General features: G+C 68.7%; 11 protein-coding genes. All 11 read left to right on the forward strand.

What is annotated here, in order from left to right:
- Positions 1-13 precede the first annotated feature (13 nt).
- The 11 genes from LLH23_21855 (at position 14) to LLH23_21905 (ending at position 20,210) form a co-directional block, all read left to right on the forward strand.
- Complete coding sequence (locus LLH23_21855; protein ID MCE5241117.1) at positions 14-1,219, forward strand: LacI family transcriptional regulator; 1,206 nt, start codon at positions 14-16, stop codon at positions 1,217-1,219.
- Positions 1,174-1,845 (forward strand): DUF1559 domain-containing protein, encoded by a 672-nt coding sequence (locus tag LLH23_21860; GenBank protein ID MCE5241118.1) that lies wholly within the window; start codon positions 1,174-1,176, stop codon positions 1,843-1,845. Before LLH23_21855 ends, LLH23_21860 begins: the two co-directional genes overlap by 46 nt.
- Before the next feature lie 121 nt (positions 1,846-1,966).
- Positions 1,967-3,958 carry a hypothetical protein gene (locus tag LLH23_21865; protein MCE5241119.1) on the forward strand — a complete coding sequence of 664 codons (1,992 nt, stop codon included), beginning with the start codon at positions 1,967-1,969 and terminating at the stop codon, positions 3,956-3,958.
- 196 nt (positions 3,959-4,154) lie between these two features.
- Positions 4,155-5,825: a M14-type cytosolic carboxypeptidase gene (locus tag LLH23_21870; protein MCE5241120.1), complete on the forward strand. Its 1,671-nt coding sequence runs from the start codon at positions 4,155-4,157 to the stop codon at positions 5,823-5,825.
- Positions 5,826-5,900: 75 nt separating this feature from the next.
- Positions 5,901-9,335, forward strand: coding sequence for a hypothetical protein (locus LLH23_21875; GenBank protein MCE5241121.1), 3,435 nt, complete (start codon positions 5,901-5,903; stop codon positions 9,333-9,335).
- A 107-nt stretch (positions 9,336-9,442) separates the two neighbouring features.
- Entirely contained in the window at positions 9,443-11,626 is a 2,184-nt protein-coding gene (locus LLH23_21880) for a DUF4091 domain-containing protein (GenBank protein MCE5241122.1), read from the forward strand.
- Positions 11,627-11,664: 38 nt separating this feature from the next.
- Entirely contained in the window at positions 11,665-13,296 is a 1,632-nt protein-coding gene (locus LLH23_21885) for a hypothetical protein (protein ID MCE5241123.1), read from the forward strand.
- Between the two features lie 81 nt (positions 13,297-13,377).
- Complete coding sequence (locus LLH23_21890; protein MCE5241124.1) at positions 13,378-16,770, forward strand: hypothetical protein; 3,393 nt, start codon at positions 13,378-13,380, stop codon at positions 16,768-16,770.
- Between the two features lie 45 nt (positions 16,771-16,815).
- Positions 16,816-18,810: a DUF2075 domain-containing protein gene (locus LLH23_21895; protein MCE5241125.1), complete on the forward strand. Its 1,995-nt coding sequence runs from the start codon at positions 16,816-16,818 to the stop codon at positions 18,808-18,810.
- A gap of 42 nt (positions 18,811-18,852) precedes the next feature.
- A complete protein-coding gene (locus tag LLH23_21900) occupies positions 18,853-19,281 on the forward strand; it encodes a hypothetical protein (protein MCE5241126.1) in 429 nt (142 codons plus the stop codon).
- Positions 19,282-19,391: 110 nt separating this feature from the next.
- Positions 19,392-20,210, forward strand: a complete 819-nt coding sequence (locus LLH23_21905; protein ID MCE5241127.1) for a sugar phosphate isomerase/epimerase — start codon at positions 19,392-19,394, stop codon at positions 20,208-20,210.
- Positions 20,211-20,212: the final 2 nt, after the last annotated feature.

The following is a 20,212-nucleotide window of genomic DNA, read 5'->3' on the forward strand; positions in this document are numbered from 1 at the left end:
GGGAGCCTCTCCCATGGCCGCCACCCTCAAGGACATCGCCGACCGCCTGGGCGTCTCACCCCAGGCCGTGTCACTGGCCCTCCACAAGCCCGAGGGAACAGGGCGAGTCAGCGCCGAGTTGCGCGAGCGCGCCCTCGCAGTGGCCCACGAGCTGGGGTACCAGCCCAACCGCCTCGCCCGCGCCCTCGTCCGCGGCCGCTCCCACTTCGTCGGCCTGCTCATGCTGGCTCCCCTGGAGCACCCCTACGCCGAGGCTGTGCGCGGTGTGGACGAGGAGGCAGCCGCCTCGGGCTATGCCGTCCTGCTCTGCAACGCCCACGGCCGCAAGACCGCGCACGAGCAACTGCAGACCTTCGTGTCGAACCAGGTCGAGGGCATCATCGCCGTCGCCTCCTCCAATGTCGGCCTCTCCGACGAGGTCCTCGCCCGCAAGCCGGAGGGTGTGCCGTTGGTCTCCATCAACCGTGAGATCCGCGCGCCCAACGTCTACAGCATCCTCATGGACAACCGCAGCGCCGTGCGGCAGGCGACCGAGCACCTGATCGGCCTGGGGCACCGGCGCATCGCCTACTTCGACCAGACCCCCTCCTCCGTCACGCGTCCTCTGCAGTCCAGCGTGGAGCGCCGCGAGGGCTACCTCGCCGCCATGCACGCCGCCGGACTGACACCGCTCGTCGCCTCCTTGCCCAGCCAGCCCTTCGAGCTGCGCGTCGCCGAGTCTGCCCGCATCGCCCACCATCTGCTGACCCGTCCCGAGCCCCCGACGGCCTTCTGCGCCGTGACGGACTGGGAGGTCATCGGCGCGCTACGGGCCTGCCAGGCGCTGGGGCTGATCGTGCCCCGGGACGTGGCGCTGTTCGGCTTTGACGACCGCGAGGCGGGGCAGTGGACGGCGCCGGCTCTCAGCACGGTCCGCCCGGCGTTCCACGAGGCCGGCCGCCTGGCGGTGCGGCGCCTGTTGGACTGGGAGGATGGCTCGGACGCCGGCGTGGTCCGGCTCGACTGTCAGTTGGTCTTCCGAGGGTCAGCCCCCCCAGGGACGCACGAAGGACGCCGTCGCCTAGCAGGTGTTTCCCCCCGGCTTGGCCCGGGGTATGCTGTAGGCGGGGCAATGCCCCGCGCGGGCGTACGGCGCAGTCGAGGGCGTCGCCCGCAACCTGAAAGGAGCTTGCCATGTTCTGCCTCACACCCCGTCGTGCCCGGTCAGGTTTCACCCTGATCGAGCTGCTCGTCGTCATTGCCATCATCGCGATTCTGGCGGCCATTCTCTTCCCGGTGTTCGCCAAGGCTCGCGAGAAGGCCCGACAGAGCAGTTGTCTGTCCAACCTCAAGCAGTTGGGCCTGGCCTGTCTGCAGTATGCTCAGGACTATGACGAGTGCTTCCCGTACTACTACCACTTCGCGGTGGCCGGATACAATGACGGTGTCTCCGCGAACGGCATCTCCGACTACAGCGGGTTGATTCCCTACATCAAGAACCTCCAGATCTTCGCCTGCCCCAGCCTCCGGCCGACTCCGACGTACACCTATGGCAGCAGCGGAGTGGTCATCACGACGAACTACCTGTTCAACAACTACATCCACCTCAACGGACCGCCCAGCTACAACTCCCTCGGGGCCATCACCTCGCCCGCGCAGACCGTGCTCATGGCGGAATACCGGAACTACCATGGTGCCTTCTTCGGCTACGCTCCGCCTGGCGCCAACTGGCCACTTAGCAACATGCCCTTCTCGCACAATGATGGGGTGAACATCGTCTACACCGACGGCCATGCGAAGTGGGAGTCCAAGGGGAGCTTCACGACCGCATGCTCCGTCTTCGATCAGTTTGGCGTGAGGAAGTAGCTCTTCTGTCGTCTGCCGGACACGTTCGCCAAACCGACATGCCGCAGCGCGGGCGTCGCCTGCCCGCGCTGCGCGTTCGGGGGGACAGGACGTCTCCTCCAGCGAGGGAAGCGTATCTATCGTGAGTGCCGCGATCCCTTGTCACGGGGCACGTGACACCGCGCCGACCCCCGCCCTCACCGCGCGGGGCGCCGCCTGCGCCTTCGCCGTCGCCCTGGGCCTGCTGGTGCTGGTCAACCTGTTCATCCGCCGCTACGACCTGGAGGGCGGGCAGTCGTATGGGGTGCAGGGCGTGCCCCCGGCGGTGCCGTGGTTCGTGCTGCTGGTGCTGATGCTGGCCTCGGCGGCGGCCCGTCGTCTCTCCCCGCGCCTGGCGCTCAGCCGCCCCCAACTCCTGCTCATCTTCGGCTTCCTCGCCCTGGCCATCCCCATCTCGTCCTTCATGGGCGTGCGCTCGTTGCTCCCGCACCTGTCGCTGCTGCCGTACTACGCCGGACCGGACAACGAGTTCGCGCGCATCGCCGACCACATCCCCGACTGGCTCATGCCCAAGGACCTGCAGGTGCTCATCCCCGCCTATGAGGGCAGCGAGACCGGGGCGGTGCTGTGGGGGCCATGGCTCGGGCCGGTGCTGCTATGGGGCGGCTTCATGCTGCTGCTGGGGCTGACGACGCTGTGCCTCGTGGTGCTGGTGCGCCACCACTGGAACGTCGGCGAGCACCTGAGCTACCCGATGCTGGAGCTGCCGCGCGAACTGGTGGGCCTGCGCCATCGCGGCCGACGCTCGGTGCTGACCGACCCGCTGCTGTGGGTCGGCTTCGGCACGGCCTTCCTCATCCAGACCGGCAACATCGTCAAGTACTTCGTCCCCTCGCTGCCGGCGGTGCCGTTGCGGACCGACCTGGCGCCCTTCCTGACCGAAGAGCCGCTGCGCTTCCTGCTGCCCCTGCGCTTCTACATTGACCCGGTCACGATCGGGGCCGGCTACCTTGTCCCCCAGGACTTGCTGCTCTCGATCTGGACCATCTACCTGCTGTACAAGCTGGGCGGCATGGGCGCCGGGATGCTGGGCCTGCGCGACGCCTCCTTCCCGTACTTCCAGGAGCAGGCCACCGGGGGCACCATCGCCTACGGGCTGCTGCTGGTCATCGCGGCCCGCGGGCAGATCGCCCGGCTGGCGCGCCTGGCCACCCGCGGCGAGCGCAGCGGCGAGGCCTACCCGCTCACTCCGGGCGTCGCCTTCTACGGCTTGCTCGTGGGCCTCGCGCTCATCATCCTCTGGTGCTCCCTCAACCAGTTCGCGCTCAAGCTGGCCGTCCCATACATCATCGTCCTGATGCTCTACACGCTGGTCCAGACGCGCCTGCGCGCCGAGGCGGGCATCCCACTCGGATGGCCCTACCCCTACGGCACCCAGAAGTCCCTCTTCAACCAGCTCCTGGGCACGAAGGGCCTCATGGCTCTGGGCGGCGAACAGGGCCTGGTCATGCTCTCCTTCTACTCGTGGCTGTCCCGCTACAACTACCTGGGCGAGACGGCGGCCTTCGAGGCCGACAACCTGACTTTGTGGGAGGGGCTCGACCTCAGCCCCCGGCAGACCAACGGCTTCCTGCTGAGCGCGCTGGTAGCCGGGCTGGCGCTGGGCTTCATGATTCACCTCAGCGCCTACTACCGCTACGGGGCCTCGCTGCTGCAGGGCGGGAGCCTCTACGGGGGGGCGAACACGATGGTGGCGCGCGGCGAGTACCTGGGCCTCAGCGCCCAGCTCCTCTCCCCGGCGCCGCCCGACGTGCTCCGGGTCAAGTTCATGCTGGGTGGCTTCCTGCTGACCCCGGCCCTGGCGCTGCTGCGGCGCAGCTTCCTGCGCTTCCCGTTCCACCCCCTCGGCTTCCTGCTGGCCACCAGCTACGGCCCGACGCCCTACTACTGGTCCAGCGCGATGATCGCCTGGGCTGCCAAGGCGGGCATCCTGCGCCTGGGCGGCGCGCGGCGGTACTGGCGCGGCGTCCCGTTCTTCCTGGGCCTGGTGCTCGGCAGCTCGATGACCTACGACATCGCCTGGATGGTCGTCCGGGCGTTACTGCCCGAAGGCATGGTGACTGACTATGTGTAGGCCGGCGTCACAGCGGGGTCTCATCGAGTGCCGTAGGGCAGGCGGCCCGCCTGCCCGCACCCAGCCTCGTACGGCAGGCGGCCCGCCTGCCCGCACCCAGTCTCGTACGGCAGGCGGCCCGCCTGCCCGCGCCTGGGGACTGTGCCTTGCCCTCCTCGCCCTCGCCGCTGCCGCCCCGGCCCAGCAGCTCCCCTCCGTGCCCGGCTGGACCGCGGCCCGGCCGACGGGCGACACCCACACCGTGGGGACTGACCTCGGCAACCCGCACGGTGGCAAGGGCTGCGGCGTCATCACGGGGACAACCGCCGCCAACGGCGCCCGCGCCGCCCTCGTCCAGGAGTTCTATGGGAAGACCGCCCTGCCTGCCGGCCAGACGTACCGCTACACCCTCAGCTACCGCACCGAGGGCGCGGGGGACGGCAGCGCGACCGTCCTGGTGGACTGTTACACCGCCGCGGGGGAGAGCGGCTACAAGGGTCTGGTCAGTCTGAAGCTCCCCGCGTCGGCGGCCTGGCGCAGCGAGACCGGCGAGTTCGCGCTCCCCGAAGGCATCGTCCGCACCCGCATGTTGCTGTACCTGCGCGGCGCGGGGAAGGCCTGGTATGACGATGTCGCGCTCACGCCCGCCGCCGAACCCGAGAAGAACCTGCTACGCAACGGCGGCTTCGAGCCGCCGTCCTCGTATGTCTACGACCTGGCCCCCACAAAGGACGGTGGTCCCGTGCAGTTCTCTGCCGACTTCGACAATGGCACCCTCGGTCGCGTCAAGGCCGTGGGGCCCGACGAGTTCTACCTGTACGCCTTCCCGGAGGGCAAGCCGATCTCGCCGCAGACCTGGTTCCACTTCAAGATCGAGGGCTGTGCCGGCCGCGAGGTGACCTTCCACCTCAACCCGGCGCCCTACAGCCGCAAGACCGACTGGGGCTATGATGCGCGCACCCCGGTGATGAGCTACGACGGGGACACCTGGGTGGGTATCGAGGACAAGTCGTGGAGCGACGACGGCAGCCTCCTGACCTTCCGCCAGCGCTTCACCCAGTCCCCGGCCTGGATCGCCTACTTCTATCCCTACGCCGGCGACCACATCACCCACTTCCTGCAGGCCCATGCCGCCAGCCCGTACTTCGCCTCCCGCGTCCTGGGCCAGACGAAGGCGGGGCGGCCGCTGCGGATGTACAGCCTCACCGATCCGGCCGTGCCCGAAGCGAACAAGCGCGCCGTCCTGCTGACCACGCTGCAGCATGACATCGAGACGACGGGGGCGTGGGCGCTGGAGGGGATCGCGCGGTTCGTGCTCTCCGACGACCCGCGTGCCGCGGCCCTGCGCCGCGCCTTCGTCTTCTACATCGTGCCACGCCTGGACGTGGACGGCGCGGCCGACGGCAACCTCTACACCCCGCCCGGCGTCGGCAACATGAACCGGCAGTGGGGGCTGGACACCGTCGCCGAGGTCAAGCTGGTCGAGGCCTTCGCGCGCGAGCTGGCCGCTCGCGGCCAGCGCCTGGAGCTGTTCATGGACTTCCACGGCTGGTGCACGCCCGAGCGCACCACGCTCTTCATGACCTTCGGTCGGGAGATCTCCAGTGACGCCGACGAGGCTGACGCCACGCGACTGGCCGACATGATCCGCCAACGACTGACCGGCAAGGTCCACACCACGGTCTGGCGCCACATGGAAGAGCACGTGACCGACGCGAAAACCGACCTGCGTCGCTTGGCGCCGGGCTGGATGAAGTACGAGGCCGGAGCGCGGCTGGCGTACTCGATCGAGATCTTCGGCGAGCCGACCTGCACCCAGGAGGGCTACCTCCAGTGGGGCCAGTCCTTCGCCGAGGGCTTCGCGGAGTTCGCCGGGTGCGGGAGGTAGCGCGCCGTTGGAGCGCGGCTCTCCAGAGCCGCAGCCGTCTGGCACGACCATCTCGGGGAAAGAGGAACCACTCTGATGACTTCCACACGCACATGGGCGGCTGTTGGTCTTGCACTGCTGCTGACCGCGACCGTCTGTCTGGGCGATGGCCTGCCGCAGGTGCAGGTCGGCAAGACGGCGACGCCGCCGCGCCTGGACGGGAAGCTCGACGACGCCTGTTGGGGGCGGGCAGCACTCGTCACGCCGTTCCTGCTCAACAACGGCGGCGGTCCGGCGACCCAGCAGACCGTCGGGCGGCTGTGCTGGGACGACCGTGCCCTCTACCTGGCGTTTGAGTGTGCCGAGCGCGCCCTCGTGCCCGAGACGCAGCAGTCACACTTGCTCAAGCAACGCATCACCGCCCATGACGGCGGGGTCTTCGGGGATGAGAGCCTGGAGATCTTCCTGCAGCCCGGCGGCAGCGGGGCGTACTACCAGTTCGCCGCCAACATGCTCGGCACGCGCTACGAGAGCCGGGGCACCGACGCGAGCTTCAATGGCGCGTGGGAGACGGCCGCGAGCACCGGTCGCGACGCCTGGGTGCTCGAGGTGGCGATCCCCTTCGCTTCCGTGGGCGTGGCGGTCAAGCCCGGCGACAAGTGGAACCTGAACCTGTGCCGCAACGAGAACCCCTGCAACGAGCACAGCACCTGGAGCGGGCTGCAGGGCGCCTACCACACCCCCGAGCAGTTCGGCGTGATGGTCCTGGCCGACACCACCGCGCCCGTGCGGCTGGCGAATGTGGCTTCCCTGGGCGCCGCCGCGACGGCCCTCCGCCTGGACCTGGCCGAGAACTCCCCGGCCGTCGCGGCCCTCGTCGTGCTCAAGGGCGACACCCGACGGCAGGCCAAGGCAGCCGCTCCGGCCGGCGCCCGCACCCTCTCGGTGCCCTATCCCATCGCCGCCAGCCTCAAGTCCCCCTCGATCCAGTACGAGGTGACGCTGCCCGACGGCACGGTCGTCTACCGCTCCCCCTGGTTCGCGCAGGCGGGCGTGCTGGTGGACCTCACCGGTGAGCTGACCCTCACCGGCGGGGCCGGGAAGCTGCTGCGCAACGGCGAGGAGGTCGCCGCCCTGCCGCCCGGCAGAAAGACCCCCGTGCGGGCCCAGCTCACCGCCGGCGAGAACGTGCTGGCCCTGGTCGCGCCCGGCGGCGCCGTGCTGACCGGCGCCCTGCAGGCCGGCGCGCAGAGCTTCGGCTTCGACCGCGGCTGGCGCTGGTCGGCGCAGCCGGCGGAAGGCTGGGACAAGCCCGGCTGCGACGCCGAGCGGTGGACGCCCCTGACCGGCGGCACGGCAACCCGTGTGGCCCTGCCGGCCGGGCCGACGGTCCATCTCCGCCGCGTCGTCGCCATCTCCGACCGGCGCGAGCGGTTCTGGCCGCTGGAGGCCGACCTGAACCTGCCGCGCGGCGGTCGCATGTTCGTCAAGCCCCTGCTGGGGTGTGTCGGCTTCCCCTCGGCGGACTATGTGTACTACCTCGACGTGCCCGCCCCCGTGCGCATCGTCGGCTCAGACAACCTCGACGGCGCGCAGCTCAAGCCCCTCCACTCCGAGCCCCTGCGCCGCGACGGCCGCGCCTACACCCGCTATGCCCTCCAGCCCACCGGCACCCTCACCGGCGGCTTCACCCTCGAAGCCGTCTGGAAGAACCAGGCGAACACCAGCTCCCAGTACGTCTCGGCCCTGTCGCTGGGCGGCAACTTCGACTGGCGCGACTTCAGCATCGAGCTGACCTCCCCGCCCTTCGCCGAACTCGTCGGCGTGCTGTGCCTCAAGTGGCAGAACCGGGGCATCTCCGGCACCTGCTGGTACGACGACATCACCCTGACCGAGAAGGGCAGCACCACCAACCTGCTGCCCCAGGGCGACTTCGAGGGCGAGGAGTGGCAGGGCAAGAGCCAGGTCGTGACCTACGAGCGCGACGGCAAGCAGAGCCACGCCTGCCGCCTGAGCGGCACGGCGGAGCAAGTGGACAAGCAGGCCGGGCTATGGGTCAGCGTGCCCACCATCGCCGTCAAGCCCAACACCCGCTACGTCCTGCGCATGAGGGCCAAAGGCGAGAACATCGTGTCCCAGGGCGATGTGGCCCGCGCCGCGCTGCTGGCCGATGTCGGCTCGCCGCAGGGCGACGACCTGAAGGTGTACTCGCACTACGAGGCCCTCGACGGGCACGTCGTGGAGGCGGAGCGCGAGAGCACGCTGCACGTGCTGCCGGCCCTCAAGGGCCGCGCGCCGAGGCGCGTGCCGGTCATCCTGTGCTACGACAGCGCGGCCTATGAGAACCCCGAGTTCTGGAAGGCCAGTGCGGAGATGGTGCGCGGGGCGGGGGCCAACTGGCTGTGGGGCGCGAACCAGAGCGCCCTGGCGACGGCCCTGAAGGGCTCCGGCATGAAGTACGTCTGGCACATTGACCGCGACGGGTTCTCGCAGATGCCGGTGGACAAGGACTACCTGACGCGGCACCCGGACCACGCCGCGCTGCAGCGCAACGGCGCCAAGAGCCCCAACCAGATCTGCCCCACCGTGCTGCTGGACACCGACAACGAGTTCCTCCCGAAGCTGCGCGTGTGGCTCGCCGAGCGGATCCGGGCCAACCCGTATGACATGATAGACTGGGACCACGAGTTCCCGAGCAACTACCCGCAGTCCGTCTGCCTGTGCGAGCGCTGCCGCAAGGCCTTCGCGGCATGGGCGAAGCTGGACGCCGTCCCCTCGCCCGAGCAGGTCTGGTCGCAGCACGAGAAGCAGTGGATCGCCTTCCGCTGCCTGCAGAACGCGCGCATGGCGGGCCTCATCCGCGAAGCCTGCAAGGCCGCCAACCCGCAGATCCCCTTCAGCGTCTACAGCGGCTACCAGAACGACCACACGCACGGGACGTACGGCGTGGACTGGACGCTGATGAAGCCGCACCTGGACTGGGGCATCGCCGGCTACAACGGCGACCGGGCGACGCTGCAGCGCACGCTGCAGAGCCTCGGCGGCGTGCCCTTCACCGGCGGCTACATGTACGTGGAGAAGCGCTTCCAGGCCGAGCGGCCCTTCCCGTCACCCAATGGCTGGCGAATCGGCGTGCTGCGCACGGTGCTGAACACCAACGGCGGCGGCTTCCTGATCTGGTATCTCCCCGTGCTCGACGGCGGCGGCTACTGGGGGATCGGCTGGGTCTCGGCTCTCGTCGCCGACTACGAGGGCTTCTTCACCGACTTCCAGCGACATGACGAACTGGTGCAGGCCACCCCGGCCCTCGATGAGGACAGCCTCGTGGTGCTGACGAAGGGCCGCGAGCGCCTCCTCATCGCGATGAACTCGTCCGCCACGCCGAAGCAAGTCACGCTGACACAGAAGGACCTCCCCGGCGCGTGCAGTCTGACGGAGTACGAGACGAAGAAGACCCACGACCCGACGAAACCGCTGGCCCTGACGCTGGCCTCCGGCGAGATCAAGGTCCTGCACCTGGCGCCGCGCTAGGCGCCTGTCATGGGCTGCATGGTACGCCCGACACTCCTGTCGAGCGCCCGAGGGCAGAGGACCATCCGCTCCGCCGGGGAATAGAGCCGTCATAGGAGGCTCTGACCATGCGGACGCTCGTGCTCGCCCTCTACCTCACCTTGACGTTGTGCGCCGGCGCGGCCCTGGCCGCGGACGTATACGGTGTCTCTGCGACTCAGAAGATCACTCCCGAGCAGGCCCCGGACGCCTCGTGGTCCACGGGCCCGCTGGCGCTGCAGTGCGCCCGCAACGAGTGGGAGGCCTGCCAGGTCGTGGTGCGGTCCCCCGAGGCCCTGGAGGGCGTCAGCCTCGCCCTCACGGTCCTGTGCGACCCCCGTAGCGGCGTCCTCCCGGCGAACTTGGCGCGGCTCTACCGGGTCGAGTGGGTGGACATCAACGCCCCCTACGAGGTGGACAAGCCCTCCGAGACCCCGGACCTGCGCGCCGATCCCCTCGTGCCCGTGCAGCCCGGCGAGGGCTGCTCGCTGGCGGCGGGCCGGAACCTCGTCTTCTGGGTGGCGCTCTACGTGCCCGAGGCGACGAAGCCCGGCAGCTACTCCGGGCAGCTCAAGGTGAGCAGCGGGGGCCGGTTGCTCAAGGCCCTGCCGGTGACGCTGCGCGTCCGCAGCTTCGCGCTGCCGCGCAAGCCCCTCCTGCAGAGCATGATCGGCTTTGCCGGCGACAACATCTACAAGGCCCACGGCTGCAAGACGCCTGAGGACAAGGAGCGGATCATCCGCCTGTACTTCGACGAGTACATCCGCGCCCGCCTGTCCCCGTTCCTGTACGCCCCGGGCACGATGGCCTTCAACCCCCTGCCCGACGGCGCCATCAAGTGGGAGTTCATCAAGGGCGCCGACGGCCGGCCCACCGGCGAGGTGAAGCTGGACTTCGCCACCTTCGACCGCGAAGGCCGGCGCTACTGCGATGAGCAGCAGGCCTTCAGCGCCTTCAACTTCGCCCCGTACCTGTGGACGCGGCGCGATAAGCGCATGGTCCTCCGCTTCGCCGACCGCAACGGCACGGTCGTGGAGCGCCGCGCCGCCGACGGCGCGGTCAACCCCGTCTTCGATCAGCTCGTCGTCGGCGTCTTCCGGGGCATCGCCGCTCACCTGGCGGAGCAGGGCTGGCTCGACCGCTCGATCTACTACGTGACCGACGAGCCCTCCGATGACGACATGCCGGCCATCAAGGAAGTCTGCCAGCTCATCCGGCAGGCCGACCCGCGGATCCGCACCTCGCTAACCTACGACCCCGCCAACCGCCCCAAGCTGGCCGAACTGGTAGACGAGCAGGGCAAGTCGCTGATCTCGGTCTGGATCCCCTACTGCACCATGTACCGGCAGCAGGTCGCCGACGAGCAGCGCCGCAAGGGCGCCGACTACTGGCTCTATGATGTCAGCACCACCTGTCTGATCGGCATGACCGCGCAGACCAACCGCTCGATCATGTGGGACATCTGGCGACGCGGCTGCCATGGCTACCTGTACTACCTGTCCACCTGGTGGGGACGCCAGGTCACCCCGTGGGATCGCCCCAGCTTCCTGCTGCCCGAGTTCACCTACCGCTACCGCCAGGGCGACGGCTACTTCTTCTACCCGCCCGAGCGCCAGTACAACCCCGCCCAGCCGATCCTCGACCACGTCGTGCCCACGATCCGCTGGGAGATGCTGCGCGAGGGCGCCGAGGACTATGACTATCTGGCCATGCTGCAGAACCTCACACAGCGCGCGCAGGCGCGGAAGCTGAAGGTCGCGGCGGAGGGCGAGGCGGCGCTGAAGCTGGCGCGCGAGATGAGCGAGATCATGAGCGGGGTGACCGAGGGCCGCGGCATCCGCGACCTGACCTTCCAGCCCACCGAGGGCTGGGGCTTCGGCCTGGAGGAGGGCTGGCTGCAGGGCAAGAGCGGCAAGCAGGTGGACCTGCCGATCAGCTTCAAGACCAGCCTGCCCGATGGCGAGTACCGCCTGATCCTGAACGTCTACGATGACCCGAACTACCGCGACATGCCCTACTCGCGCTTCCTGGTCAACGGCAAGCCCTACGCCTCCTCCGGCGGGATGAAGGGCCCGGTGGACGTGCCGACCGAGGTCGTCACGGTCAAGGGCGGCCAGTGCAGCTTCGTGCTCTCCTCCGTGGCCGACAAGTACGGGGTGATCCTGTACCGGGTCGGCCTGCAGCCGGCCGCCCGGGGCGAGCGAGGCGATCTATACGCCGTCCGCGCGAAGATCGCCGACGCCATCGAGCACCTGCAGGCGGCCCTGAAGTAGGGCAGCCGGAATCTGTCTACGCCGTCAAGGAGCGATCCATGCTGCGTCTCGCGCCCGTCCTGCTGTGCCTCACGCTGTCTTCCGGTCTTGTCCAGGCCGCGCCGAAAAGCATGACCGTCTACGGCCGCCCGCCCGTGGGGGCCTTCGGGGTCAACACGCTCGAGCACATCGAGGGCGCCGCCAAGCTGGGCATGACGCTGATCTACAGCTACAGCTCCGCCAGCGCCCGCAAGCAGCTCGACCCCGCCGACCCGGTGGGCCAGGCGGTCGTCGCGCACAAGATGAAAGTGATGTATCCGCTCTGCGGGCGCTTCACGCAGGTCCGCCTCGCCCGCGACCTGACTGCCGAGGACACCACCATCCCCGTCACGGCCCCCAAGCCCGAGTCCATCATGGCCTTCCCCGAGTCTGGCTATGTGGTGATCGAGGGCGAGCGCATCGAGTACACCGCGCGCACCGCCGAGGGGTTCAGCGGCTGCCGGCGCGGCACGGAGGGCACACAGGCCGCCCGCCATCCGCGCGGCCTGCTGCTCTGCGACTCCGAGGGCCTCCGCCGGGACCTCCTGGCCGTCAAGGACTCGCCCAGCCTCTGGGGCTACTGGCTCGTGGATGACAACCGGCCCCAGGAGATCGATTCGCTGCGTGAGATGTCGCGGATCATCCGCCTGACCGACCGCGACGCGCAGGGCCGCCCGAACAGCCACATCATCGTCATCGGCATCGGGGCCTCCTCGTCCATGGCGAACTTCGACGTGGGCATCGGCGACGCCCTCGGGGTCTACCCCTACCCGTACCACAAGGGTCAGCTCAACCCCGTCACTCGCAACCAGATGCGGTTCATCATGTCCCGCGCGCGTTCCCTGCAGCCGGACATCGGCCTGATCGGCATCTACCAGGCCTTCGCCTATGGCGAGTCGCCCAACTGGAAGGAGATGCCGACCCCCGAGCAGGTGCGCGAGGACATGCTCAGCTTCTACGACTGGGGCGCCGACGGCGTGATGGCCTTCATCTACCACTGGGAGGGCAAGAACAAGGAGCCGCAGGGCCTGGACGCCTACCCGGCGGTCGCCGACATGATCCGCCGCACGAATGAGGAGATCCTGGCCGGCAAGATCAAGCGCACCGTGCCGCCCGTGGAGACGAAGGACTGGTTCGCGGTGCTCAGCGGCGCGGCGGCCGTCCTCACCCCCGGCGGCAAGCCCGTCTACGACCTCGGCGACCCGGCGAAGCTGGCGGCGCTGGTCAAGGGCCGCCCCGACCGTCTCTCCGCCGTCCCCTTCACCGCCGAGGGCCGCCCGTACCCCCTGCAGGTGGACTTCCCCGCCTGGGACAAGGCCGACCCCAAGAGCGACCGCTGGCCCATCGCGCAGATCATGGGTGAGGCCATGGCCACCAGCGACTGGTCACAGGTGCGCGCGCTCGAGCAGCCGGTCTACAACGCCGGCGAGCACGCGATCACCGTGCGCATCTCGCTGGAGGACACGGCGAAGGGCTGGTGGGAGCGTGCGGACGTGGAGATCCCGGCGCGCACGCCGGTGGTGCTGCGGGTGCCGATGGACGAGGCCCGCCTGAACATTGACCCCGCCCGCCTCCGCCGCTGGCTCATCTGGGAAGCCGACCCGCCGACCGCCGTCCAGTTCCACCTGGGCACCCCGCTGCTCGTGCCCTGAGTGCCGCGCCGGCGGTTGCAGGTATCACGCGGCGCGACGGCGCAGTCCTTGCCATACTGCGCCTGCTCTGGAGGTGCCGCCATGGCCGCTCGCGCCGCCCTCGCCTTGCTACTGCTCTGCGCCGCCGTGCCTGTCCGCGCTGCTGACCGACCGCTCTCCGTGCTGTTCCTCCATGGCGCCGTGAGCTCCCGGCCCCTGGGCGAAAGCAACCTCTTCACGCGCCGCGGCTTCCTCCCGGACGAGAAGCTTCTGGCGCAGTTGGAGGCCGCGCAGATCACCTGGGGCGCCGAGAGCTTCTCCACGCAACTCTCCTGGGACTTCCTCAAGCAGTTCAACGCCATCGTGATGCTCGACTTCCCCATCGTCGAGAAGCACGCCGACCTGAAGGCCGCCATCGCCGAGAAGGAGCAGCTCCTCGCCCGCTTCGTGGCCGAGGGGGGCGGGCTCATGCTCACGGGCAACACCGAGTACGGCATGTGGGCCCTGGAGCGCGACTTCGAGGAGATGGACCGCTTCCTCAAGCCCTACGGGGCGCAAGTCCTCCACGAGCAGGTGGCCGAGAACAGCCCTGCCCTGGTCTTGCCGACCATGGGCATCAGCGCCCTGGGCTGGACCGGCAATGTCGTCAAGCACCCGCTCACCGAGGGTGTGCGCGGCCTGCTCTACCCGACCGACCACGCCTGGTCCTACTGGACGCACCCCCTGCAGGTCGGGCCGGGCTGGGAGGTGCTGGTGAAGGGTTCCCCGAGCGCCTCGACCTTCACCCAACCCCTGGGTGGCGCTACCAGCGCCGTCGAAGCGCCGAAGACCGCGGGGACCTACCAGTCCGAACCGCCCCTGGTAGCCGTCCGCAACCTCCGCGTGCGCGCGAACGTCCCGGACGCGCCGAAGGGCCGGCTCGCCCTGTGGCCCACCGTCCCCTCCGCCTTCATCATTGACGGCTACCACGCCTTCTGGGGCGGGGGCATCATCATGGACGGCACGAAGGCCGACCGCCCCTCCGATGCCTCCCGCCTGCTGCTGAGCCTGATCCGCTGGCTGGGCGAGCCCTCCGCCGCCACGTTCGGGGGCTACCAGCCCCCGCCGGAGAAGGGCGTCGGGGACGAGCCGGGGATGCAGCAGGTGGACTGGGACAAGGTCAAGATCGAGGGCAAGAGCCAGCCCCACTGCTGGCGCGGCCTGATCGGCATGCGCTCGAACCTCTCCGACGGCGCGGCCGCCCCGTCCGACATGATTGCCGCCGCCCGGGCCGCCGGCTACCACTTCGCGGCCTTCACCGACGACCTGGACAAGCTCACTGCCGACAAGCTCGAGGCCATGAAGCAGGCGTGCCTTGGCCAGTCCGGCCCGGACTTCCAGGCCTTCCCCGGCTTCACCTATCGCGACCAGTCCGGCAACCGCTGGTGCGTCTTCGGCCGGCAGATTCACTGGCCGAAGGACGAGTGGTGGAGCAAGTCGGCCCAAGGCGCGATCGGGATCAACAACTTCATCTTCCGCGGCTTCCAGTTCGCCCCGCTCATCATGCTCCCCGGCGACGCCGAGCCGCCCTGGCTGCAGGGCAACTTCAAGGGGATTGCTGTCCGTGAGTACGACGCCGGGAAGCTGCGACGCGACAGCCAGGATGTGTACATGAGGCTGCAGAAGCACGGCTTCGATCTCTTCCCGGTAGCCGTGCACCGGGTCGGCTCCCCGGCCGACATCCAGGCCGCCGCGGCCGCCCCCCTGCAGACCTATGTGCCGTGGTGGGAACTCACCGATGTCATCAGCGGCCTGTCCGGCAACGTCGCTACTTACCAGGGCCGCTACGTCTTCCACCGCCCCTCCTTCGTCTCCGGCGGGCCGCTCATCGAGGACTACCGCGTCTACAACTTCGGCTCGGCTGACCTGGCCCTCCCGCACAACGACCGCTACCGCCTGCACCTGCAGGTCAGCAGTCAGGTGGGTCTCCGGGAGATCGCCCTCTGCGACGGTCCGACGCTCTGGCGACGGGTGCTGCTGCGCGGGGAGAAGACCTGGACCGGCGAGTTTGAGGGCTACCAGGACCGCAACCGGCACTTCCTCGCCCTCGTCACCGACACCGCCGGGAACCAGGCAATCAGCGCGGACCGCTGGACCTGCATCCAGGATGTCGGCCTCGTCCGCTGCACCGACAACCTCAACACCTACACCTCCGGCAAGTTCAAGGCCGTCAACGTCTTCGCCCCGCGTGGCCTGGAGAGCTACATTGACCAGCAGGCCGGCAGCTTCGTCCCATTCCCCTTCCTGGGTGTCCCCGACACCGAGCGCCCCGCCGTGGACCAACAGATCACGGTCAACAGCCGCTTCGGCACCGTGAAGGATGACGTGATCGAGCACCACTATGCCGCAACGGCCTCAGCCAACTGGAACCGGACCGACGCTCCCGAGTGCGCCGAGCCCCAGACCACCATCCGCGGTCGGACCCGCACCACCATGTTCGCCAACCGCGCCGACGGCCCGTCCGTCTACCTCGTCGAGGGCGATTACCGCCTCCTCCGGGACATGGACCTGCCGCGCGGCAACATCCCCATCTACCGCGCCCCCTGGCTCACCGATGCCGACGGGCTGTATGTCTCCCGCGTCAACGCTCCCGGCTGGGCCGGCAAGCTCAACGCGCGCCGGAGCCACGTCTTCGGTCCGCTGGAGGGCCTTGAGTACGTCGCGCAGTTCGCTCCCCTCGGCGGCTCCCGCGCGCTCATCCCGTTGCAGCCCGGCCTGTCCTACGAGGGCATCTTCAACGGCGAGCGCTGCTACCTGGCCGCCAACCTGGACGTGCCCGCGAAGAAGTTGACCCGGGGCCAACCGGTGCAGTACCGCTATGCGGCCGTGTGGGACACCGTCGGCGGCAAGCCCGACACCAGCTTCGTCGAGGACGTCTACCAGGCCCTGGGCCTGCGCGGGAAGCCCGCCTACACGGTCAAGCCCACCCACGGCCAGGTGCTGGACACGAAGCTTGCGCTGCGCCTGCAGGCCGAGGGCGGCGGCTTCGCGGGCACGATCACGCAGGCCCGGCTGCCCCTGGACCTGCCGGTGTACATCACCGGCCTCAACGACCGTTGGCCCGCCGGGATCCTCTACAAGGGCAAGCACGCGCTCTACCTCCCTGTCTGGAAGATGAACCGGGCCGGCGACCGCTGGTCGGTACGCGAGCAGCGCACGCTCGACAACGAGTTGCGCCGCTTCCCGGTGCTGGACGGTGTCGGCCTGCTGCAGGTGGACACCGAACTCGGCGACCGCGACCTGTACGTCGGCAACCTGCTCGTGTGCGACCAGCCGGAGGTCTTCCTCGAACTCGAAGACGCCCGCCCGGGCAAGCAGGTCATCATGGTCAACAACCCGACCGACCGCGACCTGACCGTCACGGTGCAGGCCGGACCGGGCTTCGACCTGTTGGCAGGGCTCCGCAAGACGCTGGCAGTGAAAGCCGGCGAGGTCGTGCGCTTCGCACGGCAGTGACACCCGAGGAGCACCCGATGGGAGCCGTGATAGGGGGCTTACTACGTGCCAGCTCACCACGTCTGTAGCTTTGGCGACTTCCTGCAACAGGACCACCAACTGATCCTGGGAGCACTCACGGCCGGCAACGCGACAGCGGGATTTGACGGGCGTCGCAGTCAGGTCTCTGCGTGGCAACTGACTCTGGACGTACTCCGGGAAGCCGTAGCACGAGTGCTGCAGGATGCAGATTGCGCCTCATGGGCGCTGCTGTTCGAGTACGAGATACCACTGCGGCAGAAGCGGCCGGACGTCGTTGTGCTGGCTCACGATTTGGTCTTCGTTCTCGAGTTCAAGACTGGGGCCGCTACCCATAGCCTTGCAGACCAGCGGCAGGTGGAAGCCTACTGCCTGGACCTCCGCGACTTCCACGCCGAGAGCCACAGCCGCACGATCATCCCTGTGCTGGTCGCTTGCCAGGCCGGCAGCGGGGCCGAACTCCCGCCTCCCCGGCCGGAACCAGTCCAGGGCGTCGTTTCCGCTGCCTCAGCGGACCTTGGGCCACTGCTGTTGGCTGCGTTCGCGGTGTACCATCAACCAGCCGCGCCGCCCGTTGACCCCGAGCGGTGGAACACCTCAGCCTATCGCCCGGTGCCCACGATCCTCCAGGCTGCGGAGGCGCTCTATGCTGGCCACAGCGTCCGTGAGATCTCCCGTGCTCACGCCGCCAATCTCACGCGAACGGCTGACTACCTACTGCAGACCATCCAGGCGTGCGCCGAGAAGCACCAGAAGCGCATCTGCTTCGTGACTGGTATCCCCGGAGCCGGCAAGACACTCTCCGGGCTCAACCTTGTGCACGCGCCGGAACTGAGTACGCGTGGCGCAGGCACGGCAACGTTCCTGTCCGGGAACGGGCCTCTGGTCCAGATCATGCGCGAAGCCCTTGCTCGTGATGAACGTGAGCGGACCGGTACCGGCCTCGGCGAGACGCGCAGGCGAGTCAGCACGTTCATCCAGAATGTCCACCACTTCATGAGGCAATACACTCAGGACAGCCCCACGGAGGTGCCCTATCACCGGGTCGTCGTCTTCGACGAGGCTCAGCGGGCGTGGAATGCCGAGCAGGCGGCCCGGAAGTTCGGACGGGCTGACTCGGAACCGATGGAGATGCTCAGCGTGATGGACCGGCATCGGGACTGGGCCATCATTGTGGCTCTGGTCGGCGGCGGGCAGGAGATCAACACCGGTGAAGCTGGGTTGGCCGAGTGGGGCCGGGCGCTAGCTGCGTCCTTTCCTCACTGGCACGTTGCGGTGTCGCCGGAGGCACTGCACGGCGGCGAAAGCATCGCCGGGACCGCCCTCTTCCCCGATGGCGTGCCCGGGGGCTTGGCTGTGGACACCGAGCCGGCGCTGCATCTCGACGTGTCCCTTCGTTCGTGGCGGGCAGAAGCCCTTACCAGTTGGGTCAACGCGCTGCTGGTAGGCGACAGCACGCGAGCCCGAGGGCTCATGGGCCAAATGGCTGACTTCCCCGTTGCCGTGACCCGTTCTCTGGCGGAGGCCCGTGGGTGGCTCCGTAGCGTGACCCGCGGAGACCGCCGCTGCGGACTGATCGCGAGTTCCCGAGCCGTTCGCCTGCGTGCCTACGGACTCGAGCTCTCCTCCGGGTTCACCCGCGGCTACCCGTTCTGCGACTGGTGGCTGGCCCCGGCTGATGACGTTCGGTCGTCGTACCAACTCGAAGTGCCGGCTAGCGAGTTTGAGTGCCAGGGCCTGGAGCTAGACTGGACGGGGCTGTGCTGGGGGAATGATCTCGTCTGGCGGGGTGGTCAGTCCTGGGACTACCGCAGGTTCTCCGGAAGCCGATGGCAGTCCGTCCGTGACCCGATGGCACGCGATTACCTGCGCAACACCTACCGTGTACTGCTGACGAGGGCGCGCGAGGGACTGATCATCTGGGTTCCTCGCGGCAATCCAGACGATGCCACCATCCCGCCTCACGATTTCGACTCCACGGTGGACTACCTCACGGCATGCGGAGCGCAGTTGCTGAGATGAGCATGGAACGCCGCGGGCCCGACAGGAGAAGCACCAGTGACGATGGCGAGTCGACGTACGGGCATGACGCTGATCGAACTGCTGGGCTGCAGTGTGCTACTGGCCGTGGGGCTGGCGGTGGCTGTTGCCGCCGGGAAGCACTACGGGTGGCTCGGGGCCGTCGTCGGCTTCCTCGTGGGCTTCGTGGGCGCGTATCTGCTCCTGTTCCTGCTCGTGGCCATCGCGGAGATGCTGTGGCTGGGAGGCCCCAAGTACCCCCCGTGCCACAACGGCTGCTGCAAATGGCGCGAGCGGTCTTGGGGCGACTACGAGATCAAGAACGCAGACGGGGACATGGTACTGCGCTGCCGTTGCGGCCGGGACTACGACCAGCGGGGGCGGCGGTTCATGGAGCGGCTCCCCGACGGAACGTTCAAGCCGTACATGGTCCACCGGCCCTTCCGGGGCTGGTTCCTCGACCCCGACGCCTGAGTCTCGTTCGCCCCCTCAGCGGTCCGTCCATGACTCGGGCCGGTCACATCCCTGCCGGATGGGAGCCAGCGCGGGAGGTCATGCCCCGGCCGGCGGCCAATAGAGCGGCCATGATCTCCATCGCCACCGATTTCCAACAAGGCACCGGCAACCCGTACCCGCATCTACAGGCCATATCCGCCGCCGGCTTCACCCACATCCACTGGTGCCACCAGTGGAACACTGACTTCCTGTACTCCACCCCCGAGATCAACCAGATCCGCGACTGGCTGGCCGAACTGAACCTGCAGCTCACTGATCTCCACGCCTCGGCGGGGTCCGAGAAGAACTGGACCTCGGCCCTGGAATACGAGCGTCTCTCCGGCGTGGAGCTGGTCGCCAACCGTCTGGAGATGGTCGCGCGCCTCGGCAGCGACGTGGCCGTGCTCCACATCCCCCTCGAGCCCGAGGACGAGCCTGCCCGAACGGCGTACTGGGACCGCGTGCGACGCTCGCTCGATGCCCTCCAGGCCTGCAGCCGGGCCACGGGCGTCCGCGTGGCGCTGGAGAACGGCGGCACGCCCCAGAGTTGGCACCCCATCCTCAAGGTCTTCGCCGACTATGGTCCGGACTTCGTCGGGCTCTGCTATGACTCCGGCCACGGGAACATGTCCGGCGACGGGCTGGACCAGCTCGGCGCCCACGCGAACCGCCTCATCGCCGTGCATCTGCACGACAACGACGGCTCCACCGACCAACACGCGTTGCCGTTCATGGGCACGGTGGACTGGGACCGGCTGACGAAGCTCATCGCCGCCTCCAGCTACGGCAAGTGGATCAACCTCGAGCTATCGCAGGCGCGCTCGGGCTATGAGGACACCACCGCCTTCTTGCGCGACGCGTTCAGCATCGCGAATCGCCTCACCGCGGCCGTCGCCACCGCCGGCTAGGC

This window comes from bacterium (genome assembly GCA_021372615.1).
In the GTDB taxonomy this organism is placed as follows: domain Bacteria; phylum Armatimonadota; class Zipacnadia; order Zipacnadales; family UBA11051; genus JAJFUB01.

What these genes read in the sequence shown, in the direction of transcription:
- LLH23_21855 (MCE5241117.1), top strand. Translation starts at nt 14, where the DNA reads ATGGCCGCCACCCTCAAGGACATCGCCGACCGCCTGGGCGTCTCACCC.
- LLH23_21860 (MCE5241118.1), top strand. Translation starts at nt 1,174, where the DNA reads ATGTTCTGCCTCACACCCCGTCGTGCCCGGTCAGGTTTCACCCTGATC.
- LLH23_21875 (MCE5241121.1), top strand. Translation starts at nt 5,901, where the DNA reads ATGACTTCCACACGCACATGGGCGGCTGTTGGTCTTGCACTGCTGCTG.
- LLH23_21880 (MCE5241122.1), top strand. Translation starts at nt 9,443, where the DNA reads ATGCGGACGCTCGTGCTCGCCCTCTACCTCACCTTGACGTTGTGCGCC.
- LLH23_21885 (MCE5241123.1), top strand. Translation starts at nt 11,665, where the DNA reads ATGCTGCGTCTCGCGCCCGTCCTGCTGTGCCTCACGCTGTCTTCCGGT.
- LLH23_21890 (MCE5241124.1), top strand. Translation starts at nt 13,378, where the DNA reads ATGGCCGCTCGCGCCGCCCTCGCCTTGCTACTGCTCTGCGCCGCCGTG.
- LLH23_21900 (MCE5241126.1), top strand. Translation starts at nt 18,853, where the DNA reads ATGGCGAGTCGACGTACGGGCATGACGCTGATCGAACTGCTGGGCTGC.
- LLH23_21905 (MCE5241127.1), top strand. Translation starts at nt 19,392, where the DNA reads ATGATCTCCATCGCCACCGATTTCCAACAAGGCACCGGCAACCCGTAC.